This window comes from Aeromonas taiwanensis, assembly GCF_000820165.1.
GTDB classification, from domain to species: domain Bacteria; phylum Pseudomonadota; class Gammaproteobacteria; order Enterobacterales; family Aeromonadaceae; genus Aeromonas; species Aeromonas taiwanensis.
On the sequence record NZ_CDDD01000074.1, the window covers coordinates 59,842 to 86,014 of the forward strand.

Sequence of the window (26,173 nt, forward strand, 5' to 3'; positions counted from 1 at the left end):
CCTCAGGCTAACAAATCGGACAATTCGCCGGGGCCCGGCTGGTAGGTGGAGAGCCGCGCCTGGGCGCACTCCTCCCCGTCCAGCAGGATCCGGCAATCAAAACTGGCCATGCCGCCGTCTTGCAACAGGCAGCACGCCTCTATGATGAGCAGGGTGCCCGGCGCGAAGCCCTCCGGCTGGCAGCGGTACTTGCGGGTGCCGAGCAGCATGCCGATGCGCACCGGCTCGCCACGCAGCCGCCCCTGCATGCCGGCCCAGGCGGCGATGGTCTGGGCCATCAGCTCTATGCCGACCCAGGCCGGCAGCCTGCCTTCCCCATCCAGCAGCAGGGCGTGGCGGGCACCGATGCGGGTCTCGCAGCGCACCCGCTGGGCATCCACCGCGCAGAGCCGGTCCAGCAGCAGCATGGGGGCCTGGTGGGGCAGCAGGGTCTCGATGGCGGGCAGTGACAAAGGGTCATTCATGGCAGGTGATCCCAAGCAGCAGGCTGACATTGTTGCCACCGAAGGCAAAGGAGTTGGAGAGCACCCGGGGCGCCGCCAGGTGCGTGGTGCCGCTCACCAGCCGGATGGGGGCCAGCGCCGGATCTGCCGAAGTCACCCGCTGGGGTGGCAGCGGCAGTGCGCGCTCCAGCAGCAGGCAGGCGAGCGCGGCCTCGATGGCTCCCGCCGCCCCCAGGGTGTGGCCGGTGAGCGCCTTGGTGGAGCTGCAGGGCACGCGGTTGCCAAACAGGCGGTGCACCGCCTGGCTCTCCATGGCGTCGTTGAGCCGGGTGGCGGTACCGTGGAGGTTGAGATAACCCACCTCCTCTGGCCCTATCCCCCCCTGGGCCAACGCCATGCGCATCGCCGCCTCGGCACCGATACCCTCTGGATGTGGCGCCGAAATGTGCCAGGCATCGGAGGACTCCCCCACCCCCAGCAGCGCCAGCGGCGCAGGCTCCCGGCTCAGCAGAAACAGCGCTGCCCCCTCGCCGATGTTGATCCCCTGGCGGGCCAGATCGAACGGCTGACATTGCTCGCCACTCAAAGACTCCAGGCTGTCAAAGCCGTTGAGGGTGAGCCCGCACAGGCTGTCGGCACCGCCCACCAGCACGGCGTCCACCAGCCCGGCCGCCAGCAGCCGCTGGCCGCTGATGAAGGCGCGCGCGCTGGAGGAGCAGGCGGTGGAAATCGTCCAGGCCGGCCCGGTCAGGCCGAGATGGCGGGCCAGAAATTCCGACGGGGACCCCAGCTCCTGCTGGCGATAGTCAAACTCGGGGGGCACGGCCTCCCCGCGCCGGGCGGCGGCCACCGCCAGCTCGGCCTCGCCGATCCCGGCGGTGCTGGTGCCGAGCACCAGGCCGACACGATCCCTGCCGAAGGTGGCCAGCGCCTGGTCCAGGGCAGGCCGGATCTGGGCGAGCGCAGCCAGCAGCAATTGGTTGTTGCGCGAGGCGTAGGGGGCCAGCGCCGACGGGATGGCCGGCAGTTCGTCCTCCACCTGGCCCACCGGGGTCAGGCGGCCATCCAGCAGCGGCGTCCGGTGGCGATCCAGCGGGCTGACACCCGCATCGTGCCAGGCCTTCAGCGCCTCGGCGCTGGCATCGCGCCCCGCCCCCAGCGCCGAGACGAGACCATAGGCGGCGATATAACAGCTCATTGGCTCAGGGTCTCCAGTTGCAGGCGGTAGTTGAACACGTGCTGTTGCAGGCTGACCGGCTCGCGCACGCCAGCGGCGTCGCGATAGCGGATCTCGGTGACCAGGGCGCCATCGGGGGCGTGCAGCCGGCGCGTCAGTCCATCGTCTTGCAGCGTCCAGCCCGGCGGCAGCTGCGGCTGCCAGCTTGCCAGCGGCCAGTAGCAGAGCATCACGTCCGCCAGCACCTGGCTCACCGGCGGCATACCGCCGGTGAGCAGCGGGCTGAGCTGCTCGGTCGCAATACCCTGCTGGTCATAGCGCACCCGGAACAGCCGCACCCCGCTCGGCGTGAGGCCCACCAGGGTCAGCTGGCGACCGTCCGCCTCCAGCACCGTCATCAGCTGGTGAGTGCTCCCCCCCACGCTGGCGGTCAGCAGCTGCTGGCGATAGAAGGGGGTGGCCAGCACGGGGGCCGGCAGCGTCATGACGGTCCCCTTGTCGAGATAGGCGGTGGGGGTCGGCTGGCTGCTGCAGCCCACCAGCAACAGGGTGAAGAGGATGAACAGGGTTCTCATTGTGGCGTTGGCTCCCGATTCTCCTGCCCAGGGGATGGCGGCGCCTGGATGGCGCCATCCTGCCCCACCCGATCCAGCACCAGGGGAGAGAGCAGGAATGCAGTAAAGATACCGCCGCTCAGCACCAGGCCAAAGCCCGCGATGGCGGGGGTGTGACTCAGCGCCAGCAGACCGAAGGCCAGCTGGGTGGTGAGGTTGGCCAGCAGGATGGCGAGCAGGGTGGAACTCTGGCGCGCCACCCCGCTGCCGCTATGGGCGAAGAAGAGGCCGTAGTCGATGCCGATGCCGAAGATGAGGCTGAGCGCCAGCACCCCGAACAGGGTGAGCGGCTGACCACAGGTGGCGAGCAGCGCCAGCCCCATGGCCAGCGCAATCAGGTTGACCAGCAGCACCCGGGCCGCCCGGGCCGCCCCCATCCGCCGCCACAGCAGCAGGGCCACCAGCGCGATGGCCACCGCCAGCAACTCCGCCAGCTTGACGCGGTAGTGGGCGAACAGCTGGCTCCACTCGCTGCGCTGATCCTGCCAGTAGACCCCGGGCTCGGTCGCCGCCAGCGCCGTCAGGGCCCCTTCGTCTGTCACCCCCACCAGGGGCACCCAGATGGCGACGCGGCCGTCGCTCGCCGCGTGCCACAGCAGGCGGCTCCCCTCGCTGACCGGGCTGGCCAGCCAGGCCGCCGGGGTCAACCAGTCGGGTTCCCGAACAGGCGCCTGCACCGGCACGCCGGCCGCCTTGAGCCGGCTCACCACCTCGGGCAGCAGGGTGCGGATGGCGGCGGCGTCCTCCTGCTGGCGCGCCAGGGAGGGCAACCAGCGGTCGAGGGAGACGAACTCCTGCAGCGCACCGCGTGCCTTCAACGCGGCCAGGAGGCCGTGGAGCCGCTCCAGCCGTTGCAGTGCCTGCTCGCCGTCCGCTCCCGTCACCAGGAGGCCCTGCATGCCCCCCTGCTGGCCGGTGAGCGCCTGGATCCTGCGCTCCTGCCCCTGCAGCTCCGCCGGCAGGGGCTGCAACCGGCGGATGTCGTCATCCACCTGCAGCCGGCTGACGCCGAGGGCGGCCAGCACCAGACAGCAGAGCGGCAGAACGATACGCACCAGCGGGCGTTGCTGCCAGGCCAGCAGCCAGCCCTGCAGCCAGCGCTGGCCCCAAAGCGGCCTTGTCGGCAGCGGGCCGACCCAGCGCGGGAACAGGCAGAGCACGGTGACGAAGGCGCTGAACAACCCCGCCAGGGCGCACACCGCCAGCTGCTGCAACCCCGGGAAGGGGGCGAACCAGAGCAGGCCATACCCTATCAGGGTGGTCAGCACCGCGAGCGAGAGGGTAGGCAGCAACTTGAGCCGGGTCTGGTGGGGCGTCTCGTCGTCGCCGTGCAGCCGCCGCTCGCACAAGAAGTGGATGGCGTAGTCGATGGCGATGCCGATGAGGCTGCTGCTGATGACCAGGGTGAAGACGTGGATCTCGCCGAACAGGAGCAGCACGGTGCCGAGCCCCCACATCAGCCCAACGCCGATGGGCAGCAGGGAGAGCAGCAGCGCCCGGGTGGAGCGGAACACGCCCCAGATGAGCAGGATGACCCCGACCATGGAGCCCAGCCCTATGGTGGAGATGTCCTGCTGGGCCAGGTTGCTGGCGTGCTGGCTGTAGAAGAGGGTGCCCCGGCGCAGCAGCTCGGTGCCGGGATAGGCGTCGGCGAGCCGTTGTTCGGCCCCGGCCAGCGCGCTCAGCAGCGCCTGGTTGCGCTGGATGTCGAAGGCGGAGAGATCCAGCTCGGCCCGGATCATGTACCAGTCGCGCCCCCCCTTGTCCCGGCTCACCAGCCAGCCCTCCTTGAGCTGCATGGGGCCGCCGGCCTCGGCCAGCACCCCGGCCCGGGTCAGGAGCAGAGGGTCGCTCTGCCACTCGGCACGGGAGACGCCGCCGAAGGGGGAGTAGATCTGGCCGAGCACCCACTGGCTCCACCCCTCGGCGCCCCCGGCGAGGCGCGTCCGGCTCGCAGGATCCAGCCGCTGCCAGGCCAGGGCATGCAGATAGGCCTGCCAGGCGGGGGCCAGCTCGGGCTGCTCCCCCTTGATGCGGGACAGGGCAGGCAGCGTGCCAAGCTGCTGCGCCCAGAAGGTGGCGGCGGCGCGCCCGTCCTGGCCGGCGGGCAGGCTCAGCATCCAGACCAGCTGGCGGTCGAGCTGCTGCAGCAGACCCTGCTGCAGTGCCGGGTCCAGATCGCTGCGGGACTCGTGGGGCAGCAGATCCATCAGGCTGGTGTTGATGCGGCTGTGGGGCAGCTGCCAGGCGAGCACCGCCGCCAGCAGCAGGCAGAGCCCGATCCAGACAGTGCCGAGCCGGCGCCAGGTGGTTTCAGCGTGCAGCAAGGCGGGCTCTCCTCCTGGAGGGGGCACCAGAGTACGCGCGGGCACTAGTGGGCAACAAAGCGGGCCTGCTCCTCAGGGGTCAGCGGCAGGGGGCGCTCGCGCCAGGCGCTGAAACGGATGCGGGTGCTGTCACCCTGCCGGTCTTCGATAAGCAGCTGATCCAGCTGCCCCTGGCCGCTCAGGGTGAGGCTGGCGAACACCTTGTCGAGCGGCGCCTGGCTTGGCACCAGCACCAGCTGCCAGCCCGCCTCAGTGCTGTGAAAATCGATGGTGAAGTAGCGGCCCAGGGTCACCTCGTCCGAGCCGAACAGCGCCAGCAGCATCTGGCTGAACTCCAGCAGCTGGGGGTTGTCGATGACGGTGGCGGGCTGGCCCGCCATCTGCTGCACCATGCGCGTCGGCGTCAGGGTGAGGGTCAGGGGGAAGGGCTTCTGCTGCTGCCACCAGAGCCCCAGATCGCGCACCAGCAGCAGCTCGCCGGAAGCCCTGAGGGGCTGGCTCAGCCCCGCCACCTGTTTCTCCTGCTCGAATCGGGCCTCCTTGGCCTGGCTCAGGGCGAGCAGCTGCTGCACCTCGGCCCGGCTCAGGGGCGCCGCCTGCAGCGGCCACACCAGCAGCAGGAGCAAGCCGGCCGCCAACCGCGTCATCACGGGGGTCACTCGCTCACCCCCAGCTTGTCCAGCAGCACCCTGGGGGAGGCCAGGCACATCTCGCCGCTCGCCTTGTTCACCGCCACCTGGATGCTGTACCCCTTGCTGGTGCGCACGCCGCTCTTCGCATCGAACAGCTCGTACTCGATCTTCAGCCGGTTCTGGTATTCGCACAGCCGCGCCTCGACCCGCACTTTCTGGCCAAAGCGCAGGGGCGCCATGTACTTGAGCCGCAGATCGATGATGGGCCAGAGGTAGCCGGACGCATCCATCTGCGGATAGTTGTAATCGATCTGCTCGAGCAGGGCGCAGCGGGCCAGCTCGATGTAACGGACGTAGTGGCCATGCCAGGCGACCGCCATCATGTCCACGTCGTGAAACGGGATCTCCACCTCGATGCTGTGGCTGATCATCCAGGGTTCAGCTGACATGTTTCGACTCTCCGTAAAACTGATAGTGGCGCCCCTGCAAGCGGGCGATCAGGGCCCTGAGCTCCTGCTCCAGGGGCCTGTCCTCCACCAGTGGCGGGTGATCCACCCTCACCGCGAGCACCGTCTCGCGCAGGGGCTGGCTCAGGGTCTCCAGGCCGTGTTGCCGGGCACTCAGGCGCAGCTCCACCCCCTGCACCGCCGCCAGCAGGCAGGCGGCCCCCACCTGCTCGCTCAGGGTCAGCACCCGCAGGGCATCCCGCGCCGCTATGGTCCCCATGCTCACCTTGTCCTGGTTGTGGCATTCGGTGGAGCGGGAGAAGACGCTGGCGGGCATGGTCAGCTTGAGGGCCTCGGCGGTCCAGGCCGAGACGCCGATCTGCACCGCCTTGAAACCGTGGTTGATCATGCAGCGCTCGCCGCTGGCGCCGGAGAGGTTGCTCGGCAGGCCGCCGTTGAACTTGGAGTCCACCAGCTGGGCCAGCTGGCGATCCAGCAGGTCGGCCAGGTTCGCCACGGCCGCCTTCATGCTGTCCATGGCCATGGCGATGTGGCCGCCGTAGAAGTGGCCGCCGTGCATCACGTGCTCCTCTTCGCCATCGATCAGCGGGTTGTCGTTGGCGCTGTTGAGCTCGTTCTCGATGAGCTGGCGCCACCAGGGCAGGCTGTCGGCCACCACGCCGATGACGTGGGGGGCGCAGCGCAATGAGTATCTGTCCTGCAGCCGGTCGCTGTGGCGCGGCAACTCCCCCGCCACCAGATCCTCCCTCAGCCAGGCCGCGATCCCCTGCATGCCGGGGTGGGGCTTGGCCGCAAAGAGCCGCTCGTCGAAGTGGAAGGCGTTGCCCCCCATGGCCACGCTCACCAGGGCGGTGATCCGGGTCGCCAGCCGCATCAGGTACTCGGTGCGGGCATAGGCGAGGCAGGCCAGGGCCGTCATCACCGAGGTGCCGTTCATGAGCGCCAGCCCCTCTTTCGGGCGCAGGCGAAGCGGCGTCACCCCCAGCTCGGCGTAAACCTCGGCGGTGCTTGCCAGCTGTCCATGCCGATGGAGTTCACGCTCCCCCACCAGCACGGCAGCCACGTAGGAGAGCGGGGTGAGATCGCCGCTGGCACCGACCGATCCCTCCTGCGGGATGCGCGGCACCAGATCCTGCTCCAGCAGCCAGCAGAGACGCTCGAGCAGTGCCGGGCTGACCCCGGAGACCCCCTGCGCCAGGGAGCAGAGCCGGGTGGCGAGCACGGCGCGGCCGGCATCGAGGGGGAGATCCTCCCCCAGCCCGCAACCGTGGAAGCGGGTCAGGTGCAGCGGCAGCTCGGCCACCAGGGCGGGGGGCACGGCCCGGGTCACCGAATCGCCGTAGCCCGTGGTCACCCCGTAGATGACTCCCTCTTCGGCCAGCAGGCGGTCGAGGAAGTCGGCGCCCCGCTGGATGCGGGCCATGAAGGCGGGATCCGGGTTCAATGCGGGGATGGCACGGCGCTCGGCCAGGGCCACCACGTCTTCGATGGTCAGCGGCTTCGCGCCGAAGACAACCCGTCTCATCTCACTCTTGTTCATCGGTCAGCCGCCAGAAATCAAAAAAGTTGAACCAGTCCAGGGGAGCGTGCAGGCAGTGATGCTGCAGGCGATCGGCATAGGCCTGTACCCGGGATGCGAGAATCTCCTGACGCCCCTGCCGTGGCAGGGGCTGGCCATCGGCAAAGGGCTCGAAATGCACCCGAAAGCGCCCCTGCTCCTTGAGGCCGAACAGCAGGTAGACGGGGCAACCCAGCACGCTGCTGAGCACGAAGGGGCCGAGGGGAAAGGGCGCCGGCGCGCCGAGAAAGTCGGCCCAGATCACCCGCTTCTCCCGGGTCACCGAGGTGCGATCCCCGACGATCACCACCCACTCCCCCTGATCCAGCTTCTCCTTGAGCAGGATGGCGGTATCGGCCCCCAGCTCCTGCACCTGAATGAGGTTGAGGTGCGAATCCGGGTTGATCTGCTTGAGCAGGGCGTTGAAGCGGGCCGCGTGGCGGGTGAACACCAGCGCATTGATGCGCAGCCCCCGCTTGCGACTGCCGAGGGCCCGGCACAGCTCCAGATCGCCAAGGTGAGAACCCAGCAGCAGGACCCCCTTGCCGCTGGTGATGGCGGCCTGGTAGTGCTCAGCCCCCACCAGTTCAACCTGCTGCTCTGTGATATCCCCGCGCCAGCCCGCCAGCTTGTCGAGGGCCGCTTCGCCAAAGCGCAGGAAGTGGCGAAAGCTCGATCTCGGCTCGGCGGGCAGCGCCACGCCGCGCTCGCCGGCGAAGGCCTCGAGTCGTGCCAGATAGGCCTGGGAGGCCTCCCGCTGGGCGCGACCGGTCAGCCAGAAGTAGCCGATGACCGGATAGAGCAGCAGGGAAAATCCGCGCCGCCCCAACAGACGATAGCTGGCCAGCATGATCTGCATGCCGAGCAGCGAGCCCCGCTCCGGGGTGCGCGACCAGTGAGTGCGTCGCTCGCGCCACAGCCGGGTCAACCGGGCGCCGAGACGGGCGGGCCAGCGGCAGAGGCGCAGCAGCAGATCCCACAGCAGGCGGCACACCAGCCGGGTGTGCATCCAGGAGATGTCGAGGTTGTCGCGAAAAAGCCGGAAGTGGGAGCGGCCGTCGACGGGGTAGATCACCCGGGTCGGCACGAAGCGCATCGGCACCCCGGTCCAATGGAGGCGCACCATCACCTCGGTGTCAAAATCCATCCGCCGGCCGAGAGCCACCCGCTCCAGCAGGGCGCAGGTGGGTGCCAGCGGATAGACCCGAAAGCCGCACATGCTGTCCTTGATGGCGAACGACAGCGTCTCTATCCAGACCCAGACATGGGTGATATAGCGGCCGTAGAGGCGCCCCTTGGGCACGGAGTCGTCGTAGAGCGGGCGGCCGGAGACGAGCGCCGCCGGGTGCTGGCGCGCCTCATCCAGCAGGGCTGGCAGGTCGGCGAGATCGTGCTGGCCGTCGGCATCCACCTGCAGGGCGTGGCTGAAGCCGAGCTCATGGGCGCGGCGCAGCCCCGTCATCACGGCGCCCCCCTTGCCCTGGTTGTGGGGATGGCGCAGCAGGGTGACCCAGGGGTGCTGGGCGGCCAGCGCATCGAGCGCGGCGGCGGCGACGGGCTCGCTGCCATCGTCGACCAGCAGGCAGGGCAGTCCGAATTCGGCCAGCCGCGCCAACACGGCGGCCAGCGGCTCGGCATGGTTGTAACAGGGAATCAGAATGCAGGGGTTCATGGGATCAGGCGCACCCGTCCGCTGCTCGCCGGCTCATCCCCGAGCTGGTAGCTGAAGAGGAGCTGGCCCTTGTCCGCCTGCCACTGCAGGCTCAGGCTGCACTCGGCCCCGGGGCGCAGCGGGCGCTGGAACTTGAGCTGATCCACCCCGTGAAACGGCAGTGTCAACTTGAGCCGGCTGGCGGCGTAGTGCATCACCCAGTGGACCTGGGTCACCCCGGGCAGCAGGGGCGCCCCGGGAAAGTGACCGGCAAACCAGGGCAGTGCGGGATCGAGTCGCAGCCGCAGGCGCACGCCATCGGCCAGTACCTCGCAACCCAGCTCGGTCGGCAGCGTGTCAGCGGGCAGGCTCATCGAACAGCTCCTTGAGTTGTGGCCAGGGGCGTTTGCCCTGGGCGTTGACGGGCATCTGCTCGACCCGGCGCACGCTGCGCGGCAGGGCGACCGGTTCGAGCCAGGGGCGCAGCTGCTGGCGCAGGGCCAGGAGGAAGCGCCCCTGACCGAGCTCGTCCCAGCGGGCGGCGCCCAATTCGCTTAGCACCAGCACGGCGCCGAGGATCTGGCGATGGCCCTGTTGCAGCGCCAGCACGGCGGCCGATTCCACCTCCGCCAGGGCCTGCAGGCGCGACTCCACCTCGTCGAGGGAGATGCGCTTCTCCTCCAGCTTGACGATCCTGTCCTGACGCCCCAGCAGCTCGAAACCCTCCTCGTGCAGGGCGATGCGGTCGGCGCAGGCCAGCCAGCCGTTCTCTTCCAGGAAGGGGGAGCGCAGCAGCAGGCCCTGATCCGGGCCGACCCGCACCTCGACCCCGGGCAGCGCCGTCCAGGGGGTCTGCTCCTGGTGGCGTTGACGCCAGCCGATGCCGCCGGTCTCGCTGCTGCCGAAGATCTCCACCGGCAGCTGACCGAGCAGCGTCCGGGCTTGCCGGGCATCTTCCAGCTGCAGGGGGCCGCCGGAGGAGACGATCAGCCGGCAGCCGGTGGCAGGCATGGCCGGATCGAGCCGGCTCAGGAACGCAGGGGAGGCGATCAGGCACCAGGGGGCGCCTTGCGTCACCAGCTGCTCCGGATAGTCGATAGTGCGGCGATCGAACGGGCGGCCGAGAGCCAGCGGCAGCAGGATGCGAAACAGCAGGCCGTAGATGTGCTGGTGGCTGACGCTGGCCAGCACCCGGGTGCCCGCCATCCGCTCGCCCCAGAGCGCCATCTGTACCCGCAGCTCTGCCTCCAGCTGGGGCCAGGCCTTGGGGATCGCCTTGGGCTCGCCGGTGGAGCCGGAGCTGAACAGGGTGATATCCAGGCGCTCGGGCGCAAGATCACTGTGCGCGGCATCCAGCCCCGCGTGGGCATCGGCCAGGGGCAGCCTGAGCTGAGGCACGGGGAGCGCTGCGCCCGGCAGCTCGGCGTCGGTGAGCAGGCCGTCAAACTGCGCCTGCAGTTCCTGCAGGCCGGCCAGCCGCTGATGGCCAGGCAGGACAGCCTGATAGCCGCCGAGGGCGCAGGCGAGCAGGGCCTGGGCAAACAGCAGGCTGTCGTCGAAGCAGAGGGCCCAGCGTGCGCCAGGCTGGCCGGCGCTCTCGTGACGGGCCATGGCTCTGGCCAGTTGCAGGCTGGCGCGGCGCAGCTCGGCCAGGGTCACCTTCCCCTGCGGGCCGAAGGCCACCGGCTGGGCACCATCGCGCTGCCAGAGGGTCTGCAGCAGGCTCATGGGGTCAGCCTCTTCATCACGCGCCTGCGCACCAGGTACTCCCCCCCCATCAGGCAGCCCATCAGGACATAGCTGACGAGGCCGTTGTAGAGGCTCCAGAGCGCCAGATCCCCGTGCCAGATGGTGGCGGCCGCGAGGGCGCCATTGATGACGAAGAAGCCGCACCAGACCTGGGTCACCCGCCGGGTGTAGCCGATGGCCGCCGCCGGCAAATCGGGGTCCTGCAAGCGGGCCAGCCGCTCCACCAGGCTCATGGGGCGGGTCAGGCTCCAGCCAAACAGGTAGAGCAGGGAGAGACTCACCGCCAGGGGGTAGTAGAGCAGCCAGTGCCGGGCACTGAACAGGGCAGAGAGCAGGGTCAGACCGAGCCCGATGCAGGCCAGCAGGCGGCCCAGCCAGAGCCACTCCGGCAGCGGGCCTAGCCGGACCCGCCCCTTGAGCAGACCGGGCAAGAGTCGCAGCGAGAAGAGGAGCAGCAGGGCGAGCAGCAGCGGGGTCTGACCGGCACGGGTCAGCCCCCAGTAAACCGCCAGCGGGTAGAGCAGCAGAACACCACCGGCCAGCCAGGAGAGCCAACGCGTCATGATTTGGCGCGAACCGGCATCAGGCGTCTGCCAGCAGACGCTCGACCGCATCCACCACGTCGTTGACGCTGCGTACCGACTTGAACTCCTCCGGCTTGATCTTCTTGCCGGTCAGCTTCTGCAGGTGCACCACCAGATCGATGGCGTCGATGCTGTCGAGTTCGAGATCCTGGTAGAGACGGGCCTCGGGGGTCACGGCCTCTTCGTCGACTTCGAACAGCTCGACGAGGGCGGCCTGGATCTGGGCAAAGATATCGTCACGGGTCATGGCTCAGGCCTCCCCTTTAGACTGCGCCTGCACCAGGGCCACCAGGGCCGCGACACAGGCAAAGTGGCGACGGGTATTCTCATCGTCGGCGGAGAGGACGATGCCGTAGCGTCCCTTGATGGCAAGGCCCAGCTCCAGCGCATCGATGGAGTCCAGCCCCAGGCCATCACCGAACAAGGGGGCCTGGCTGTCGATGTCGTCAGGGGTGAGCCCTTCGAGGTTGAGGCTGTCGATGATGAGTTGTTTTATCTCTAGATGCAGGTCTTGCATAACTGTTCCATACGCTGTCATTGGGGCCCCGGTTGCAGGGCCCGGGTGAGAAACCGGGTCAACTGGCGGGCGGCCAGTGCACTGCTCTGGCCGGTGGCGACCACCTCTTGTGCCGCCACTTGCTGCAGAAATTCTATGGTGAAAGTCGGCTTATTTTCCGGGATCTTGAACCATTTGTCCTGCTTGGTGAGAAAACGGGCGCTGCAGTGGATCCGCACCAGCTGCACCGGCACCTGGGCGCGCACCGCCAGCTGGGCCGCGCCGCGCTGCAGCTTGATCGGCTCCCCCGGAGTGGTGCGTGTTCCCTCCGGGAAGATCAGCAGCAGGCCGCCGGCCCGGATCCGCGCCGTGCACAGGGTTAGCAGATCCTCCCCCGCCACGTTGGGCAGGTAGTCAGCCGCCCGCACCACGCCGCCGATGAAGGGGTTGCGCCAGAGGGATTGCTTGACGATGCAGTCGCACACCGGCATCTCGGCCGCCAGGATGACATAGTCGAGCAGGCTGGGATGGTTGGCCACCACCAGGGCGCCTTGCAGGTCGGCGGGCATGCCGCTCACCCGGTAATCCAGCACCCCCCAGCCCCGCAGCATGGCCAGAAACAGCCGGAAGCTGTGGCGAATGGTGAGCTGGGCCAGGGTACGGCGCCGCTCCCCGCGCAGGCAGAGCGCCAGCAAGGGGAACCAGAACAGGGAGAGCAGCAGCCCCCCCACCCCGAACAGGGTGAAGCCAAGGGCCGTGCCGATCAGCCGCCATCCCCGGTTCAGCAAGCTTGCCATGTCCACTCCTGACGGTCATCACCCAGGGTCAGGGTCCGCTCGCCCCGCAGCAGGGCTCGCCAGAAGACGAGGCTCTGGGACAGCGGGCGGGCGGCGTCGACCGCGGGTCGTACACCCTCGCAGCGCCACTGGTCGCCAGCCTCCAGCACCAGCCCCAGGGCGTGGGGCGGCGCCTCCGACCCCAGCCAGGGACGATGAAACTCGGGCACCGGCCCCTCGAAGGCCACCAGCAGCACCTTGCGGGCGCCGGCCTGCAGGGCCGCCACCGCCTCGGTCAGGCCTGCCATCAGGTTGCTCTCCCCTGCCGCCAAGGACGTCATGGGGATGGCCGCCTTGCCCTGGATGGAGCAGAGCCCGGCGGCGGTGTTGTGCACCGACATGGAGAAATCGGTAGGCGACAGCGCCTGACGGTCCGCCAGCGCCTGCAAGAGCGTCATGGAGCGGGTCAGTTCGCCGTGGCGGCTGGCGAAGATGGCGTAATCGACGGGGTGGCGGGCCAGCAGGCTCAATCCCACCTGCACCGCCAGCCGGGAACCCTGGCTCAGGCGGCGCGCCATCATCATGGGCAGCAGGGGGGTGGCGGGAAACGGCGGCTCGACGGGCCAGCGCCCGTGTTGTGCCCACGCCTGCCAGGCGGCCTCATCGACGAGACCGGGTGACAGGGCCTGACTGTCCTGCAGTGAAAAAGAGAGCATGTTTCAGGCAACCTGTCCTTGACCTTGGTGTAAATGCCCTGGGAATAACAGGCGCGCCCCCGGCGGGCGCAGCCTGCTCCACGGCATGAAATGGAGTCATCACGTTAATTCTGGGCGGATAATACCATTATTTATCAAAAATAATAGCTGGCACAGATTATTCCCCGCCATGGTGATTGAAAATTAACGATTTGTGTTGTCTTATTGCCATCCGCCAGTGGTGAATATACTCTCCAAGGAATATATTATGAAACTCATTAATAAAATATGCGTGGTGCTGACCTGTGCTCTGTTGGCCGCCTGTTCTACCAGTCAGCCCATTCGCAATATGGCTGCCAACCCGGTTGCTTTTAATTTGACCGATGAGCAGGTAGCCAATGCCATTATTACGGCGGGCATCAGCAAGAGCTGGGTGATGAAGAAAGAAAAACCCGGGCTTATTCGTGGTCAGGTCAATGTGCGCCAACATCAGGCCGTGATCGATATTCCCTACAGCGCTCGCGATTATTCCATCAATTATGTGAGCAGTGTCAATCTGGACGACAAGGGCAAGGGCAGCATCCACCGCAGTTATAACCGTTGGGTCCTGGGCCTTAATCAGGCCATCCAGACCGAACTCGCCCGCACCCAGAGCCATTAATCCGGCAGGAGCCACCCCGTGAAGCATTATCAGACAGACCCCTACAATGCGCTGGAGGCCATCAGCGAGGCCCAGAAAATCGCCTTCGGCCCCATGCTGTTTCAAGCCAGCTGGTGTCTTCGCGAGACCGGGGTGCTCGCCTTTCTCGAGAGTCGTGGTCAGCAGGGCGCACCGCTGGCGGACATCGCCCGGGCCTGCGGGCTGAGCGAATACGGCGCCGGCGTGCTGCTGGACATGGGGCTCGGCGGCGGCCTCTGCTACCTGGCCGAGGAGCGCTATGTGCTGGGGCGGGTCGGCAAGTACCTGCTGAACGACCCCATGAGCCGGGTCAACTTCGACTTCACCCAGCACCTCTGCTACCAGCCCCTCGCCCACCTGCTCGACGCCATTCGTCAGGGCACCCCTGCCGGCCTGCAGGTGTTCGGCTCCTGGCAGACCCTCTACCCGCACCTGAGCGAGCTGCCGGAAGAGGCCCGCCGCAGCTGGTTTGCCTTCGATCACTTCTACTCGGACTGGGCCTTCCAGCAGGCGCTAGACAAGGTGTTCGAGTACGAGCCGCGCCACCTCTACGATCTCGGTGGCAACACCGGCAAGTGGGCTCTGGCCTGCGCCAGTCGTGATCCTGCGCTGCAAGTCACCATCCTCGATTTGCCCGAGCAGCTGGCGCTCGCCCGCCGCAACATCGAAGAGGCGGGGCTGGCGGATCGGGTGCAGGGCCATCCGGTGGATCTGCTGCAACCGGGTTCCCTGCCCGGTGAGGCCGACATCTGGTGGATGAGCCAGTTCCTCGACTGTTTCAGCCACGAACAGATCGTCGCCATCCTGAACCGGATCCGGCTGGCCATGAAAGCGGACGCCCGGGTCTGCATCCTGGAGCTGTTCTGGGACCGCCAATCCTTCGAAGCCGCCAGTTTCAGTCTCAACGCCACCTCCCTCTACTTCACCTGTCTGGCCAATGGAAACAGCCGCTTCTATCACTCCAAGGAGCTGTACCAGTGCCTGCGTGAGGCCCATTTCCACGTGGAGGCCGAGCACGAGATACCGGGCCCGGGCCACACCCTGCTGGTTGCCCGCCCCTTGCACACCCAGCCATAATGGCCGTCATCACACAGACTGCAACGATGACACGAGAAGGAGCACGCCATGGCGCGTAACGGCACGGCACTGTTGGCACTCGGCCTGATCCTGGGCAGCCTGCTCGGCGGTTGCGCCGACATCAAGGAGGCGGGCAGGACAGTGGGGCACACCACCCGGGACGTGACCCGGGAGATCGGCCACACCACCCGTGACGTGACCCGCGAGATAGGTCACGGCACCCGGGATACCGTCAAGAAGATAGGTAACGAGTTGAACGACTGACAACAGGGGCCCAGTCCCCTGCTGTCATAAGGGGGTCAGTCCCACCTGGTCATCACCTGAACGCCATCACCGGCTCAGGCGCGTTTGCCCGTCCCGTCCAGCCACCGACCCCCGACACTCTCGATTCGGGTTTTCTCTCCCTTGTGGCCGGGCATGGCAGCAGCCCCGGCCTGCCCGCGCATGACTGCCTGTTATTTGTTCAATGGCTGGATGGGAAAACAAAAACCATATTGGAAACAAGGTATTGATATATCGCAGGAGGCCTGGTGGCGGGAGCCTGAGCGGTAGAAAAAGATGAACCTTGATGGATGTAACATGAGGGAATTCATCTGCAACGACACGCCATTAATTAGATTGCTTTCAATAAACACGGCAATTATTCAATATGCATGGGGTGCCGAACATTATTTAGATTCATGTTAAATGCATCATAAATATCGTCGACAATCCCCAGCCAATAATAAAAATCCGGTCTGACATTCTGTATCCCGCATTTCAGATGATGCCATCTGCGATTTCCGTGTTTATTGCGGGAACGGATGGCCGTGCTTTTCAATCAAGATAAGGATGCATGATGAGAAAGTCCCTGTTCGCCGCCCTGCTGCTATGCCCCACCGCCTTCGCCGCCACCCCGCACTGGGAATACGGTGGCGAGGCCGGTCCGGCAAAATGGGCCAGCCTCACCCCGGAATATGGCCAGTGTGCGGGCAGCAACCAGTCGCCGGTCAATCTGACGGGCCTGGTGGAGGCCGAACTGGCCCCGCTGCAGTTCCACTACCAGGCTGGCGGGCACAGCGTCACCAACAACGGCCACACGGTGCAGGTCGACTATGCCCCCGGCAGCACGCTGGAGCTCGACGGCATGCGCTTCACCCTCAAGCAGTTCCACTTCCACGCCCCCAGCGAAAACCTCATCGAGGGCAAATCCTACCCCCTGGAGGGTCACCTGGTGCACGCCAATGACAAGGGTGAGCTGGCGGTGGTGGCGGTGATGTTCGAGCCGGGCGGCGCGAACCCGGCCCTCGGCCAAGCCTGGCAATCCTTGCCGGCCAAGGCGGGCGAGCACCACGAGCTCAAGGAGCCGGTCTCGGCAGAGCAGTTGCTGCCCGCCAAACGGGACTACTACCGCTTCAGCGGCTCGCTGACCACCCCGCCCTGCTCGGAAGGGGTGCGCTGGCTGGTGATGAAGGATCCGGTGCAGGTGAGTCAGGCCCAGATCGACGCCTTCAAGGCGGTGATGCACCACCCCAACAACAGACCCGTCCAGCCCCTCAACGGGCGACTGGTGCTGCAATAAGGTGGAATGTCACCGACTGCGCAATAAAAAGAGGGCCAACGGGCCCTCTTTTTTTAATTGCAGCAAGTGGTTACAGGCTGGCGGCAATCTTTGCCCCCAGGGCGGCGTTGTTCAGCACCAGCTGGATGTTGGAAGCCAGGGAGTTGCCGCCGGTCAGCTCGCAGACGCGAGCCAGCAGGAAGGGGGTGGAGGCCTTGCCCTTGACCCCCTGCTCGTCCGCCTCCCGCAGCGCCTGCTCGATGGCCGCGTCGATGTCGGCCTTCGGCATCGCAAACTGGGCCGGGATGGGATTGGCCACCACGGCACCGCCCGCCAGCCCCAGCTCCCACTTCAGGCGCAGCGCCTGCGCGATCGCCGCCGGGGTGTCGAGGCGGTAATCCACCTTGAAGCCGCTCTCCCGGGTGTAGAAGGCGGGCAGCTCCTCGGTCTGGTAGCCGATCACCGGCACCCCCTGGGTCTCCAGGTACTCCAGGGTCAGACCGATGTCGAGGATGGACTTGGCGCCGGCGCAGACCACGGCCACCGGGGTCTGGGCAAATTCCTGCAAGTCGGCGGAGATGTCGAAGCTCTCCTGGGCGCCGCGGTGCACGCCGCCGATGCCTCCGGTGGCAAACACCCGGATCCCGGCCATGGCGGCCACTATCATGGTGGAGGCCACCGTGGTGGCCCCCATCCCCTTGTTCGCCAGCACGAAGGGGATGTCACGGCGGCTGCACTTGATGGCGGCGTGGCCGGCCTTGCCCAGCGCCTCCAGAGCCCCCGCATCCAGACCCACCTTGAGGCGGCCGTCGATGATGGCGATGGTGGCCGGCACGGCGCCGTTGTCGCGCACCACCTGTTCCACCTGGCGCGCCGTCTCCACGTTCTGCGGATAGGGCATGCCGTGGGAGATAATGGTGGACTCCAGGGCCACCACAGGCTTGCCGGCAGCCAGGGCGGCGGCGATTTCGGGTTGGATATCGAGGTAAGCGTTCAACATGGGTACTCCTCCAGCATGCGTTCAACGGCGGCCTTGGAGAGGCCGGAAAAGACGGTATCGGAACAATTGACGGTAAGGGCGGCGCAGCCGAGGGCGAAACGGGTCGTCTCGACGATGCCCTGCTCCTGCAACCAGGCGTGGGCCAGCCCTGCCATGAAGGCATCGCCACCGCCGGTCACGTTGACGACCGGGCTGCCGAGCACGGGCAGATGGCCCTGGCACGCCCCGTCGCTGTAAAAGATCCCCTGATCCCCGAGGCTCAGGAACAGCCGCTGCACCCCGGCGCGGTGGAACCAGGCCGCCGCCATGGACCAGGTGTCTGGGCCGGCGATGCGCAAGCCGCACAGCTGCTCCGCCTCGCTGCGGTTCGGTTTGAGGGTGTGGATGCGGTGCAGCCAGGGGCGGATCTTCTCCACCTTGGCCACCGAGACGGTGTCGACGAAGATGATGTGCTCCCCCTGGCGCTCGAACAGCCAGTCCAGGGTGTGGGTCGCGAGGTTGGTGTCGAGCACCCAGAGCCGGGCCGCACCGAGAAAGCCGCTGAGCGGGGTGAGCCGGGCCGGGGTGAGCTGCTCGATGATCCCCATGTCGTTGACGGCGCAGCTCATCTCGCCGCTGCCATCGTGCAGACTGAGGTAACAGGAGGTGGCCTGGCCGTCCAGCACCAGCACCTGGCGCACGTCGACCCCGGCGCGCTGGCTCACCTCCAGCAGGTGGTGGCCGTACTGATCGTTGCCCACCGCGGTCAGCAGCCGGGTGTCGGTACCGAGGCGCGCCAGGTTCTCGGCGATGTTGCGCCCCACCCCGCCGGCGGAGGTACGCACCCGGCCCGGGTTGGAATCCCCGATGCGCAGGTTGTCGTGGCTGCAGCCGCAGATATCCATGTTGGCGCCGCCGATCACCACGGCGTAGGGGCCTTCTCGCAGCACATAGCCGCGCCCCTGCACATAGCCCTGGCGCATCAGGCTGGAGATGTGGCTCGCCAGCGCCGAGCGGCTGATGCCGAGCCTGTCCGCCAGCTCCTGCTGGGCAATCATGGGGTCCTGGCGCAGCAGGGCGAGGATCTCTTGCTCACGTTCCGTCATAGACAAACATCCAGTTACAAACGTTTGTCCATTATTGTCGGGAAACGTTTTCCCGCCACGACTGCGTGCAAGAAATGTCGGGTCAGCCACAAAAAAAATCACCGGGCAAGCCCGGTGATCCTCAATGCCATATGCCTGGCGTACTCAGTCCAGTCTAACCCAGACAGCGCCCTCATCCAGCCGTACCGGCCAACAGGCGACGCTCAGGGCCGGATCGTCCAGGCAGCGGCCGTCCATCAGGGCGTAGCGCTGCTTGTAGAGGGGCGAGGCGACCACGGGCTCCCCGCCTGCATCCCCCACCAGGCCGCGCCCCAGCACGGCGACGCCGGCCAGGGGGTCCACCCCGTCCAGGGCGTAGACATGCTCCCCGAGGCGAAACAGCGCCAGCACCCTCCCCTCCAGCCAGGCGCTGCGCCCGGCCTGCTCCGGCAACGCCGCCAGTTCGCATACCCGATGCCAGGCCCCGGTCGCTGACTGCAAGGTCGCTTCTTTTATGTCCCTCATACCACCTCCTTGATAGCGATATCCGGCACCCATTGCCCCCGCTCCTCTCGGCGCGGCGGTGTCTCGTCCTCGGGCCGGTTGACGAAGGCCTCGAACAGCTTGAGCTTGTCCGGATCCGCCAATGTGCTCTTCCACTCGCACTGCCAGGTGCCGACTATCCCCTCCATCATGGCCTCCAGCTCGGCACCGATGCCGAGCCTGTCCTCGATGATCACCGACCTGAGGTAGTCGAGTCCCCCCTCCATGTTCTCCATCCAGACCGAGGTGCGCTGCAACCTGTCCCCGGTACGCACATAGAACATCAGCAGCCGGTCGATGTAGCGGATCAGGGTCTGCTCGTCGAGGTCGGTTGCGAAGAGGTCGGCGTGGCGCGGCCGCATGCCGCCGTTGCCGCACACATAGAGGTTCCAGCCCCGCTCGGTGGCGATGACGCCGATGTCCTTGCTCTGGGCCTCGGCGCACTCCCGGGTGCAGCCGGAGACCGCAAACTTCAGCTTGTGGGGAGCCCGCAGCCCCTTGTAGCGGTGCTCTAGGGTCTGGGTCAGGGTCATGGAGTCCTGCACCCCGTAGCGACACCAGGTCGATCCCACACAGGACTTCACGGTGCGCACCGACTTGCCATAGGCCTGGCCGGTCTCGAAGCCCGCCGCCACCAGCTCGCCCCAGATGGCGGGCAGCTGGTCGACCCGGGCGCCGAAGAGATCGATGCGCTGGCCGCCGGTGATCTTGGTGTAGAGGCCGTACTTGCGCGCCACCTCGCCGATCGTGATGAGGCCCTCCGGGGTGATCTCCCCCCCCGGAATGCGCGGCACCACCGAGTAGGTGCCGTCCTTTTGCAGGTTGGCGAGGAAGGCGTCATTGGTGTCTTGCAACGCGCGGTGGGGCTTCTCCAGCACGTGCTCGTTCCAGAGGGACGCCAGGATGGAGGCCACCGTCGGCTTGCAAATGTCGCACCCCAGCCCCTGGCCGTGCTTGCCCCGCAGCGCCTCGAAGCTCTTCAGCTCGCCCACCCGGGCCAGGTGATAGAGCTCCTGGCGGCTGTAGGCGAAGTGCTCGCACAACCCCTTGTCCGCCTCCACACCAAGGTCTGCCAGGGTCTGATCCACCACCTGCTTGAGCAGGTTGCCGCAGCCGCCGCAGCCTGTGCCCGCTTTGGTACAGCTCTTCACCGCCGCCAGCTCATGATTGCCCGCCCGAACGGCGGCCACCACGTCCCCCTTGCTGACGTTGTGACAGGAGCAGAGGATGGCGCTGTCCGGCAGCACCAGGGGCGCGGGAGCAGCCCCTGCGTCCCCCACCAGCAGGGAGAGCGGCGGCTGGGGCAGCGCCACCCCGTTCTGGTAGTACTGCAACAGCCGCTCATAGTCGGCCCCGTCCCCCACCAGGATGGCGCCGAGCAGGCGATTGCCCTCGCCGTCGGTCACCAGCTTCTTGTAGATGCCCTTGATCCTGTCCAGCACCAGCAGCTCCTGGGCGCCGGCGGTGGTGGCATGGGCATCGCCGATGGAGCCCACGTCCACCCCCATCAGCTTGAGCTTGGTGGACATGTCGGCCCCGCCAAAGCGGGTCTCGCCGCCGCACAGGCTGGCCACGGCGGCGCGGGCCATCTGGTAGCCGGGGGCCACCAGGCCAAAGATGCGCCCCTGCCAGAGCGCGCACTCGCCGATGGCGAGGATGGCGGGATCCGAGCTGTGGCAGCCGTCGTCGATGCAGATGCCCCCGCGCTCCCCGACCGCCAGCCCGGATTGCCGGGCCAGGGTGTCGGCGGGGCGGATCCCCGCCGAGAAGAGCAGCACGTCGGTCTCAATATGAGTACCGTCCTTGAAGCGCAGGCGGTGGCGGGCCTGCTCCCCCTGCTCGATGCACTCGGTGGCCTTCTCCACCAGCACCTCGACCCCGAGGGCCTGGATCTTGTCCCGCAGCACGGCGCCGCCGCTCTCGTCGAGCTGCACCGGCATCAGCCTGGGGGCGAACTCCACCACCTGGGTCTTGAGCCCGAGCAGGCGCAGGGCGTTGGCCGCCTCCAGCCCCAGCAGACCGCCGCCGATGACCACGCCGCTGCGCGCCTGGGCGCAGGCATCGCGGATGGCGGCGAGATCCCCCAGGGTACGGTAGACGAAGCACCCCTCCCGCTGATGGCCGGGGATGGGGGGCACGAAGGGCACAGAGCCGGTCGCCAGTACCAGGCGGTCGTATGGATACTGCTCGCCACAGGACAGGGTCAGGGTCCGGCTTTCTCTGTCGAGCACCTCCACCTCGGCCCCCAGTCGCAGGGCGATGCCGTTCTCTTCATACCAGGCGGGATCCGCCATGCGCAGTGCCTGGGGCGCCTTGCCACCAAACACCTCGGACAGATGCACCCTGTCATAGGCGGCGTCCGGCTCGGCGCCGAACACCGTCACCTCGAACCGGTCGAGACCACCGGCCGCCACCAGCTGCTCGACGAAGTGGTGACCCACCATGCCGTTACCCACCACCAGCAGCCGTTGCTTTTCGGCCGTGTCGGCGGAACCACTGTTCTGGCGACCGAGCAGGTCCATGCCGTCCCCGATCACCCACTGTTGCTCTTTGTCAGTCATGTCTCTCTTCCTTGAATCCGGTGGGGCTCAGGCGCGCAGCTTGCTGCGCACCTGCCCGGCTGCCTTGAGGGGGGTCACCTTGCGCTGCTTCTCGTAGAGGAAGCGCAGCACCTGCTGGCGCAGCTTGTGATAGTGGGGGTCATCCGCCAGGGCGACCCTGTCTCTGGGCCTTGGCAGGTCGACGGTCAGGATCTCCCCGACGGTGGCACTGGGGCCATTGGTCATCATGACGATGCGATCGGAGAGCAGCACCGCCTCGTCCACGTCGTGGGTGATCATGATGACGGTGTTGCCAAGCTCCGCCTGAATCGCCATCAGGGCATCCTGCAGATGGGCCCGGGTCAGGGCATCGAGGGCGCCGAACGGCTCGTCCATCAGCAGCACCTTGGGGGAGAGTGACAAGGCGCGGGCGATGCCGACCCGCTGCTTCATCCCCCCCGACAGCTCGTGGGGCATCTTCTGGCTGGCGTGATCCATCTGCACCAGGGAGAGGTAGTAGTCCACCCGCTCCGCCACCGCCCGCTTGTTTGGCTCCACCTGGCCCACCGCCAGCGCCACGTTCTGCTGGACGCTGAGCCAGGGCAGCAGGGCGTGGTTCTGGAACACCATGGCCCGCTCCGGCCCCGGGCCCGCCACCTCGCGGCCATCGAGGATGATGCCCCCCAGGGTCGGCTCCAGCAGCCCGGCCACCAGGTTGAGCACGGTGCTCTTGCCACAGCCCGAGTGGCCGATGAGGGAGACGAACTCCCCCTTCTCGATGCGCAGGTTGACCCGGCTGAGGGCCTCGAAGCGCCCCTGCTCCGTCTCGAACGAGATGCCGACGTCGCTTATCTCCAGATAACTCTTCATTGGCTCTTCTCCTGCCTGAATAGGAATGTGGTTAACGCAGTACCTGGCGCTTGTCCTGAAGCAGACCCACTGCTGCAGGACCTGTACTGCCCGGGTTCTCTCGCAGCGTCGTCAACGCAATACCTGACGCTTGTCCCAGGACAGCCACTGCTGCAGGGCGAGCATGCCCCTGTCCAGGGCGCAGCCGATGAGGCCTATGGTGATGACCGCCACCATGATGCGGGCCAGGGACGAGGCGCCGCCGCTCTGGAACTCGTCCCACACGAACTTGCCGAGCCCCGGGTTCTGGGCCAGCATCTCCGCCGCGATCAGCACCATCCAGGCCACCCCCAGGGACAGGCGCAGGCCGGTGAAGATCATGGGCAGGGCCCCGGGCAAGACGATGCGCCGCACATGGGTCACGAACGACAGCTGCAACACCCGGCTGACGTTGTGCAGGTCCCGGTCCAGCCCCGCCACTCCGACTGCCGTGTTGATCAGGGTCGGCCAGAGGGAACAGAGGGTCACCGTCAGGGCCGAGGTGAGGAAGGACTTGGCGAGCCAGGGGGCGGGACTGGCATAGAGCGCGCTCACCACTAGCGTGATCAGGGGCAGCCAGGCCAGGGGGGAGACCGGCTTGAGCAGCTGGATCACCGGATTGGCGGCGCGATAGAGCCCCTGGTTCATGCCAAGCAGCACCCCGCACGGGATGGCGATCAGGGTCGCGAGGCCAAAGCCGCACAGCACGGTGAGCAGGCTGGTCCCAATCTGATCGAAGAAGGTGGGGCGCCCGGTGTAGGGGCGCAGCTTCACCTCGGCCGACGGATCCTCCGCCAGCCTTGCGGCGTTGCGCGCCTGCTGGCGTTCGAGGAAGGCCGCCGCCTTCTCCCGCTCCTGCAGGTGCTCCTGCCCGAGGGACCAGAGCTGGCTGGCGGTGGCGATCGGCCCGGGCAGGGTGCCCAGACTGGTCTGCACCTGGCTGGCCCCCCACTGCCAGAGGCCGAGGAAGAGCAGCACGCCCATCAGGGGCTGCACCAGGGTTTTCCAATCCATGATTCTCCACTGGTATCGTTTCATTGCGCGCTCCTTGCTCATTGCACCCGCTCATCGCCCTTGAGGCCGATGGCGAACTGCTGCAGATAGGCGTTGGGGTGGCGGCCGTCATAGATGAGGCCGTCGATGAAGCCATCCTGGGGGCCGCGATAACCCTGCTCGCTGGCAAAGTCGGGGAAGTCCTGCGCCTTGAGCTTGCCCTCGGCGATGAGGGCCTCCGCCGCCTGGCGATAGACGTCCGGTCGATAGACCGCCTTGGCCACCTGCTCGAACCAGGCGTCCGGCTTGGCCTCGGGGATCTGGCCCCAGCGCCGCATCTGGGTCAGGTACCAAATGGCGTCGGAGTAGTAGGGATAGGTGGCGTGATGGCGGAAGAAGACGTTGAAATCCGGCACCTGGCGCTTGTCCCCCCTGGCGTACTCGAAGGTGCCCGTCATGGAGTTCGCGATCACCTGCTCGTCCGCCCCCACGTACTCGGGTTTGGCCAGCAGCTTGGCCGCCTCGCGCCGGTTGCCGTTCTGCTCCGCATCCAGCCACCAGGCCGCCCGCAGCAGCGCCTTCACCAGCCGGACATGAGTGTTGGGGTGGCGCTCGGCCCACTCCCGGGTGACGCCGAACACCTTCTCCGGGTTGTTGCGCCAGATCTCGTGATCCGTGATGACGGGCACCCCTATGCCCTTGGCGACCGCCTGCTGGTTCCAGGGCTCGCCCACGCTGTAGCCGGCGATGGTGCCCGCCTCCAGGGTGGCGGGCATCTGGGGCGGCGGCGTCACCGACAGCAGCACATCCGCCTGGCGCTGACCCGAGTTGTCGCCCAGCTTGGGCGCATAGAAGCCGGGGTGCAGGCCGCCTGCCGCCAGCCAGTACCTGAGCTCGTAGTTGTGGGGGGAGACGGGGAACACCATCCCCATGTTGAAGGGCTTGCCCGCCTGGCGGTAGTCCGCCACCACGGGCTTGAGGGCGGCGGCGCTCACCGGGGCCGGCGCCTGACCCGCCTGTGGCCTGGGCAGCTGGGGCGCCATGGCGGCCCAGACGCTGTTGGCCACCGTGATGGCGTTGCCGTTGAGATCCATGGCAAACGCCGTCACCAGCTCGGCCTGGGTGCCGATGCCGATGTGGGCGGCCAGGGGCTGGCCCGCCAGCATCTGGGCGCCATCCAGCTCGCCGTCTATCACCCGATCCAGCAGGATCTTCCAGTTTGCCTGGGCCTCCAGGGTGACATAGAGCCCCTCGTCCTCGAAATAGCCCCGCTCGTAGGCCACCGCCAGCGGCGCCATGTCGGTCAGCTTGATGAAGCCGAGCCTGAGCTCCTCCTGCTCGGGGGCACCCACCGCGGCCAGCGCCGGCAGCGACAGCGCCACCAGCAGCAATCCCGCACATCCTTGTCGTCCGTTCATTCCAGTCCCTCGCTCGGTTCACTCTTCCCGGCGGTCGCGCCGCGCTCTCAGGGATTGCAGCGCCACCTCGTTGCAGCGCTGCGACCCGACAGGCGAGTCGCGACCAAAAAAAAGCCCCACCGATCCGGGATCGGTGGGGCTTCTTTGCCCTGTTGCGGAGGAATGGCCATATGGCCCTTCCCTGCCCGCTGTCTCTTCACTTGCTATCGTGTATTCGGTTATTCACTTTCCGTGCCAGCTCTGCCAGGGCCCGCCAGACGGGCTTTCGCCCCTCCCATCTCGCCCTCGCCACCCCGAATTTGCCTCAATTAGGCGCAACTGCACCAAAACGGTTGGGCACCGGGACACTCAGGCAGGCAATGCCTGCAGCAATTGCTGCGCGAGCTCCCCCAGGCTCAGGTGGCGGTTCATGGCGGTGCTGCGCATCAGGCGGTAGGCCTGTTCCTCGTCCAGCCCCTGATGGCGCATCAGGCGCCCCTTGGCCTGCTCGATGAGCCGCCGCTCCACCAGCTTCTGGCGCAGCTCGCTCTCGGTCTGCTGCAGGGCCTGTACCATGGCGAGCTGGCTGCGGGCGAGGCGCAGCCACTGCTCCACCGGCTCCCGCTCACCGCAAGGGTGGGGCACCAGCAGCACTCCCTGCTGCAACAGGGCGAGCTGGGTGTCGCCCCCGAGCCGCTCGCAGAACAGCAGGCGCGGCAGACCGGGCCAGAGGGAGAGACCGAGGCGCACCTCGGCGCCGAATTGGCGGCAACTGATGATGAGGGCGTCCCCCTGATCCGTCGGCGTCAGCAACTGGCGGCTGTCGAGGATCCTGGGCTGATGGCCGTAATGGCTGACCAGCAGGGCCAGGCGGTTGGCCTGACCCGGTTCGTCGGCGTGGATCAGCAGGCGGGAAGCGGGGCCATCCTGGCCCCGGGGGGAAAACGTAGTCATGGCACTCCTTGCCAACGGCTATTGCGATTCATCTGGTAAAAGTGCCGCAACATGAAGGCCAACTCTTTGAATCTACCTCTTTTTTATCTATCTGGAGGTAGTGGGGGTAGAGGGGACAGGGCCCTCAGGCCACCCGTTCCAGTGCCTGGTTCAGCAGGGCCTGCAGCTCGGTGCGCAGCCGCACCACCTCCCCCATGATGATCAGCACCGGGCTCTGGCCCAGCAGGGCACTTGCCGCCTCTTCCAGCGCCTCCAGCCGGGTGTGATGCACCTGCTGGCGCGCACTGCAGCCGGCGACCACCAGCGCCACCGGCAGATCCCCGCAGGCC

The 26,173-nt window shown here is 67.2% G+C and carries 27 protein-coding genes and 1 pseudogene; 4 read left to right on the plus strand and 24 right to left on the minus strand.

The window, feature by feature from the left end:
* Positions 1–2: 2 nt before the first annotated feature.
* From BN1136_RS13630 to BN1136_RS13700, 15 genes are read right to left on the minus strand one after another with little or no spacing between them, the layout of a single operon-like run.
* Positions 3–464, minus strand: coding sequence for a hotdog family protein (locus tag BN1136_RS13630; protein WP_043762337.1), 462 nt, complete (start codon positions 462–464; stop codon positions 3–5).
* Positions 457–1,641 (minus strand): beta-ketoacyl-[acyl-carrier-protein] synthase family protein, encoded by a 1,185-nt coding sequence (locus tag BN1136_RS13635; protein WP_043762338.1) that lies wholly within the window; start codon positions 1,639–1,641, stop codon positions 457–459. Before BN1136_RS13635 ends, BN1136_RS13630 begins: the two co-directional genes overlap by 8 nt.
* On the minus strand, positions 1,638–2,195 hold the full coding sequence (locus tag BN1136_RS13640; RefSeq protein ID WP_043762339.1) for a DUF3261 domain-containing protein: 558 nt from the start codon (positions 2,193–2,195) through the stop codon (positions 1,638–1,640). Before BN1136_RS13640 ends, BN1136_RS13635 begins: the two co-directional genes overlap by 4 nt.
* A complete protein-coding gene (locus BN1136_RS13645; protein WP_043762340.1) occupies positions 2,192–4,561 on the minus strand; it encodes an MMPL family transporter in 2,370 nt (789 codons plus the stop codon). The genes BN1136_RS13640 and BN1136_RS13645 overlap by 4 nt, the downstream gene beginning before the upstream one ends.
* A 44-nt stretch (positions 4,562–4,605) precedes the next feature.
* Positions 4,606–5,208 (minus strand): outer membrane lipoprotein carrier protein LolA, encoded by a 603-nt coding sequence (locus tag BN1136_RS13650; protein ID WP_043762341.1) that lies wholly within the window; start codon positions 5,206–5,208, stop codon positions 4,606–4,608.
* Between the two features lie 8 nt (positions 5,209–5,216).
* Entirely contained in the window at positions 5,217–5,642 is a 426-nt protein-coding gene (locus tag BN1136_RS13655) for an acyl-CoA thioesterase (RefSeq protein ID WP_043762342.1), read from the minus strand.
* Positions 5,632–7,200 (minus strand): HAL/PAL/TAL family ammonia-lyase, encoded by a 1,569-nt coding sequence (locus BN1136_RS13660; protein WP_043762343.1) that lies wholly within the window; start codon positions 7,198–7,200, stop codon positions 5,632–5,634. The genes BN1136_RS13655 and BN1136_RS13660 overlap by 11 nt, the downstream gene beginning before the upstream one ends.
* On the minus strand, positions 7,187–8,890 hold the full coding sequence (locus BN1136_RS13665; protein WP_043762344.1) for a glycosyltransferase family 2 protein: 1,704 nt from the start codon (positions 8,888–8,890) through the stop codon (positions 7,187–7,189). Before BN1136_RS13665 ends, BN1136_RS13660 begins: the two co-directional genes overlap by 14 nt.
* On the minus strand, positions 8,887–9,243 hold the full coding sequence (locus BN1136_RS13670; protein WP_043762345.1) for an ApeI family dehydratase: 357 nt from the start codon (positions 9,241–9,243) through the stop codon (positions 8,887–8,889). The genes BN1136_RS13665 and BN1136_RS13670 overlap by 4 nt, the downstream gene beginning before the upstream one ends.
* Positions 9,227–10,597 (minus strand): AMP-binding protein, encoded by a 1,371-nt coding sequence (locus BN1136_RS13675; protein WP_043762346.1) that lies wholly within the window; start codon positions 10,595–10,597, stop codon positions 9,227–9,229. Before BN1136_RS13675 ends, BN1136_RS13670 begins: the two co-directional genes overlap by 17 nt.
* Positions 10,594–11,181, minus strand: coding sequence for a COG4648 family protein (locus BN1136_RS13680; RefSeq protein ID WP_197068454.1), 588 nt, complete (start codon positions 11,179–11,181; stop codon positions 10,594–10,596). Before BN1136_RS13680 ends, BN1136_RS13675 begins: the two co-directional genes overlap by 4 nt.
* A 19-nt stretch (positions 11,182–11,200) precedes the next feature.
* Positions 11,201–11,449 carry an acyl carrier protein gene (locus BN1136_RS13685; RefSeq protein WP_043762348.1) on the minus strand — a complete coding sequence of 83 codons (249 nt, stop codon included), beginning with the start codon at positions 11,447–11,449 and terminating at the stop codon, positions 11,201–11,203.
* 3 nt (positions 11,450–11,452) lie between these two features.
* A complete protein-coding gene (locus BN1136_RS13690) occupies positions 11,453–11,719 on the minus strand; it encodes a phosphopantetheine-binding protein (protein WP_043762349.1) in 267 nt (88 codons plus the stop codon).
* Positions 11,720–11,736: 17 nt separating this feature from the next.
* A complete protein-coding gene (locus tag BN1136_RS13695) occupies positions 11,737–12,495 on the minus strand; it encodes a lysophospholipid acyltransferase family protein (protein ID WP_043762350.1) in 759 nt (252 codons plus the stop codon).
* Complete coding sequence (locus tag BN1136_RS13700) at positions 12,480–13,190, minus strand: beta-ketoacyl synthase chain length factor (RefSeq protein ID WP_043762351.1); 711 nt, start codon at positions 13,188–13,190, stop codon at positions 12,480–12,482. The genes BN1136_RS13695 and BN1136_RS13700 overlap by 16 nt, the downstream gene beginning before the upstream one ends.
* A 247-nt stretch (positions 13,191–13,437) precedes the next feature.
* On the opposite strand from BN1136_RS13700, the gene BN1136_RS13705 reads away from it, so the two are divergent.
* The 4 genes from BN1136_RS13705 (at position 13,438) to BN1136_RS13720 (ending at position 16,486) form a co-directional block, all read left to right on the plus strand.
* Entirely contained in the window at positions 13,438–13,830 is a 393-nt protein-coding gene (locus tag BN1136_RS13705; RefSeq protein ID WP_052365696.1) for a hypothetical protein, read from the plus strand.
* Positions 13,831–13,848: 18 nt separating this feature from the next.
* Entirely contained in the window at positions 13,849–14,925 is a 1,077-nt protein-coding gene (locus BN1136_RS13710) for a methyltransferase (RefSeq protein ID WP_043762354.1), read from the plus strand.
* 48 nt (positions 14,926–14,973) lie between these two features.
* Positions 14,974–15,189 carry a hypothetical protein gene (locus BN1136_RS13715; RefSeq protein WP_043762355.1) on the plus strand — a complete coding sequence of 72 codons (216 nt, stop codon included), beginning with the start codon at positions 14,974–14,976 and terminating at the stop codon, positions 15,187–15,189.
* A 574-nt stretch (positions 15,190–15,763) separates the two neighbouring features.
* A complete protein-coding gene (locus tag BN1136_RS13720) occupies positions 15,764–16,486 on the plus strand; it encodes a carbonic anhydrase (RefSeq protein ID WP_043762357.1) in 723 nt (240 codons plus the stop codon).
* A 70-nt stretch (positions 16,487–16,556) separates the two neighbouring features.
* On the opposite strand, the gene BN1136_RS13725 is transcribed toward BN1136_RS13720, so the two are convergent.
* The 9 genes and pseudogenes from BN1136_RS13725 to BN1136_RS13765 all read right to left on the minus strand — a co-directional run.
* A complete protein-coding gene (locus tag BN1136_RS13725; RefSeq protein ID WP_043762359.1) occupies positions 16,557–17,465 on the minus strand; it encodes a pseudouridine-5'-phosphate glycosidase in 909 nt (302 codons plus the stop codon).
* Entirely contained in the window at positions 17,459–18,550 is a 1,092-nt protein-coding gene (locus BN1136_RS13730; protein WP_043762360.1) for a PfkB family carbohydrate kinase, read from the minus strand. The genes BN1136_RS13725 and BN1136_RS13730 overlap by 7 nt, the downstream gene beginning before the upstream one ends.
* Before the next feature lie 144 nt (positions 18,551–18,694).
* Positions 18,695–19,054, minus strand: a complete 360-nt coding sequence (gene nirD, locus BN1136_RS13735; protein ID WP_043762362.1) for a nitrite reductase small subunit NirD — start codon at positions 19,052–19,054, stop codon at positions 18,695–18,697.
* The gene (nirB, locus tag BN1136_RS13740; protein WP_043762363.1) at positions 19,051–21,633 is read right to left on the minus strand and encodes a nitrite reductase large subunit NirB; all 2,583 of its coding nucleotides are present in this window, start codon (positions 21,631–21,633) and stop codon (positions 19,051–19,053) included. Before nirB ends, nirD begins: the two co-directional genes overlap by 4 nt.
* A 27-nt stretch (positions 21,634–21,660) precedes the next feature.
* Positions 21,661–22,482, minus strand: coding sequence for an ABC transporter ATP-binding protein (locus BN1136_RS13745; protein WP_043762365.1), 822 nt, complete (start codon positions 22,480–22,482; stop codon positions 21,661–21,663).
* Positions 22,483–22,593: 111 nt separating this feature from the next.
* The gene (locus tag BN1136_RS13750; protein WP_231557881.1) at positions 22,594–23,514 is read right to left on the minus strand and encodes an ABC transporter permease; all 921 of its coding nucleotides are present in this window, start codon (positions 23,512–23,514) and stop codon (positions 22,594–22,596) included.
* A 38-nt stretch (positions 23,515–23,552) separates the two neighbouring features.
* Positions 23,553–24,911 (minus strand): CmpA/NrtA family ABC transporter substrate-binding protein, encoded by a 1,359-nt coding sequence (locus tag BN1136_RS13755; RefSeq protein WP_043762367.1) that lies wholly within the window; start codon positions 24,909–24,911, stop codon positions 23,553–23,555.
* A gap of 348 nt (positions 24,912–25,259) precedes the next feature.
* Complete coding sequence (locus tag BN1136_RS13760; protein ID WP_043762368.1) at positions 25,260–25,844, minus strand: ANTAR domain-containing response regulator; 585 nt, start codon at positions 25,842–25,844, stop codon at positions 25,260–25,262.
* Between the two features lie 124 nt (positions 25,845–25,968).
* Positions 25,969–26,173, minus strand: a pseudogene (locus tag BN1136_RS13765) (uroporphyrinogen-III C-methyltransferase); the annotation flags it as partial.

Bases quoted from the DNA above. Each gene is read 5' to 3' on its own strand.
- BN1136_RS13630 (WP_043762337.1), bottom strand. From the start codon at position 464: ATGAATGACCCTTTGTCACTGCCCGCCATCGAGACCCTGCTGCCCCAC.
- BN1136_RS13635 (WP_043762338.1), bottom strand. From the start codon at position 1,641: ATGAGCTGTTATATCGCCGCCTATGGTCTCGTCTCGGCGCTGGGGGCG.
- BN1136_RS13640 (WP_043762339.1), bottom strand. From the start codon at position 2,195: ATGAGAACCCTGTTCATCCTCTTCACCCTGTTGCTGGTGGGCTGCAGC.
- BN1136_RS13650 (WP_043762341.1), bottom strand. From the start codon at position 5,208: ATGACGCGGTTGGCGGCCGGCTTGCTCCTGCTGCTGGTGTGGCCGCTG.
- BN1136_RS13655 (WP_043762342.1), bottom strand. From the start codon at position 5,642: ATGTCAGCTGAACCCTGGATGATCAGCCACAGCATCGAGGTGGAGATC.
- BN1136_RS13660 (WP_043762343.1), bottom strand. From the start codon at position 7,200: ATGAACAAGAGTGAGATGAGACGGGTTGTCTTCGGCGCGAAGCCGCTG.
- BN1136_RS13665 (WP_043762344.1), bottom strand. From the start codon at position 8,890: ATGAACCCCTGCATTCTGATTCCCTGTTACAACCATGCCGAGCCGCTG.
- BN1136_RS13670 (WP_043762345.1), bottom strand. From the start codon at position 9,243: ATGAGCCTGCCCGCTGACACGCTGCCGACCGAGCTGGGTTGCGAGGTA.
- BN1136_RS13675 (WP_043762346.1), bottom strand. From the start codon at position 10,597: ATGAGCCTGCTGCAGACCCTCTGGCAGCGCGATGGTGCCCAGCCGGTG.
- BN1136_RS13680 (WP_197068454.1), bottom strand. From the start codon at position 11,181: ATGACGCGTTGGCTCTCCTGGCTGGCCGGTGGTGTTCTGCTGCTCTAC.
- BN1136_RS13685 (WP_043762348.1), bottom strand. From the start codon at position 11,449: ATGACCCGTGACGATATCTTTGCCCAGATCCAGGCCGCCCTCGTCGAG.
- BN1136_RS13690 (WP_043762349.1), bottom strand. From the start codon at position 11,719: ATGCAAGACCTGCATCTAGAGATAAAACAACTCATCATCGACAGCCTC.
- BN1136_RS13695 (WP_043762350.1), bottom strand. From the start codon at position 12,495: ATGGCAAGCTTGCTGAACCGGGGATGGCGGCTGATCGGCACGGCCCTT.
- BN1136_RS13700 (WP_043762351.1), bottom strand. From the start codon at position 13,190: ATGCTCTCTTTTTCACTGCAGGACAGTCAGGCCCTGTCACCCGGTCTC.
- BN1136_RS13705 (WP_052365696.1), top strand. From the start codon at position 13,438: ATGAAACTCATTAATAAAATATGCGTGGTGCTGACCTGTGCTCTGTTG.
- BN1136_RS13715 (WP_043762355.1), top strand. From the start codon at position 14,974: ATGGCGCGTAACGGCACGGCACTGTTGGCACTCGGCCTGATCCTGGGC.
- BN1136_RS13720 (WP_043762357.1), top strand. From the start codon at position 15,764: ATGAGAAAGTCCCTGTTCGCCGCCCTGCTGCTATGCCCCACCGCCTTC.
- BN1136_RS13725 (WP_043762359.1), bottom strand. From the start codon at position 17,465: ATGTTGAACGCTTACCTCGATATCCAACCCGAAATCGCCGCCGCCCTG.
- BN1136_RS13730 (WP_043762360.1), bottom strand. From the start codon at position 18,550: ATGACGGAACGTGAGCAAGAGATCCTCGCCCTGCTGCGCCAGGACCCC.
- nirD (WP_043762362.1), bottom strand. From the start codon at position 19,054: ATGAGGGACATAAAAGAAGCGACCTTGCAGTCAGCGACCGGGGCCTGG.
- nirB (WP_043762363.1), bottom strand. From the start codon at position 21,633: ATGACTGACAAAGAGCAACAGTGGGTGATCGGGGACGGCATGGACCTG.
- BN1136_RS13745 (WP_043762365.1), bottom strand. From the start codon at position 22,482: ATGAAGAGTTATCTGGAGATAAGCGACGTCGGCATCTCGTTCGAGACG.
- BN1136_RS13750 (WP_231557881.1), bottom strand. From the start codon at position 23,514: ATGGATTGGAAAACCCTGGTGCAGCCCCTGATGGGCGTGCTGCTCTTC.
- BN1136_RS13755 (WP_043762367.1), bottom strand. From the start codon at position 24,911: ATGAACGGACGACAAGGATGTGCGGGATTGCTGCTGGTGGCGCTGTCG.
- BN1136_RS13760 (WP_043762368.1), bottom strand. From the start codon at position 25,844: ATGACTACGTTTTCCCCCCGGGGCCAGGATGGCCCCGCTTCCCGCCTG.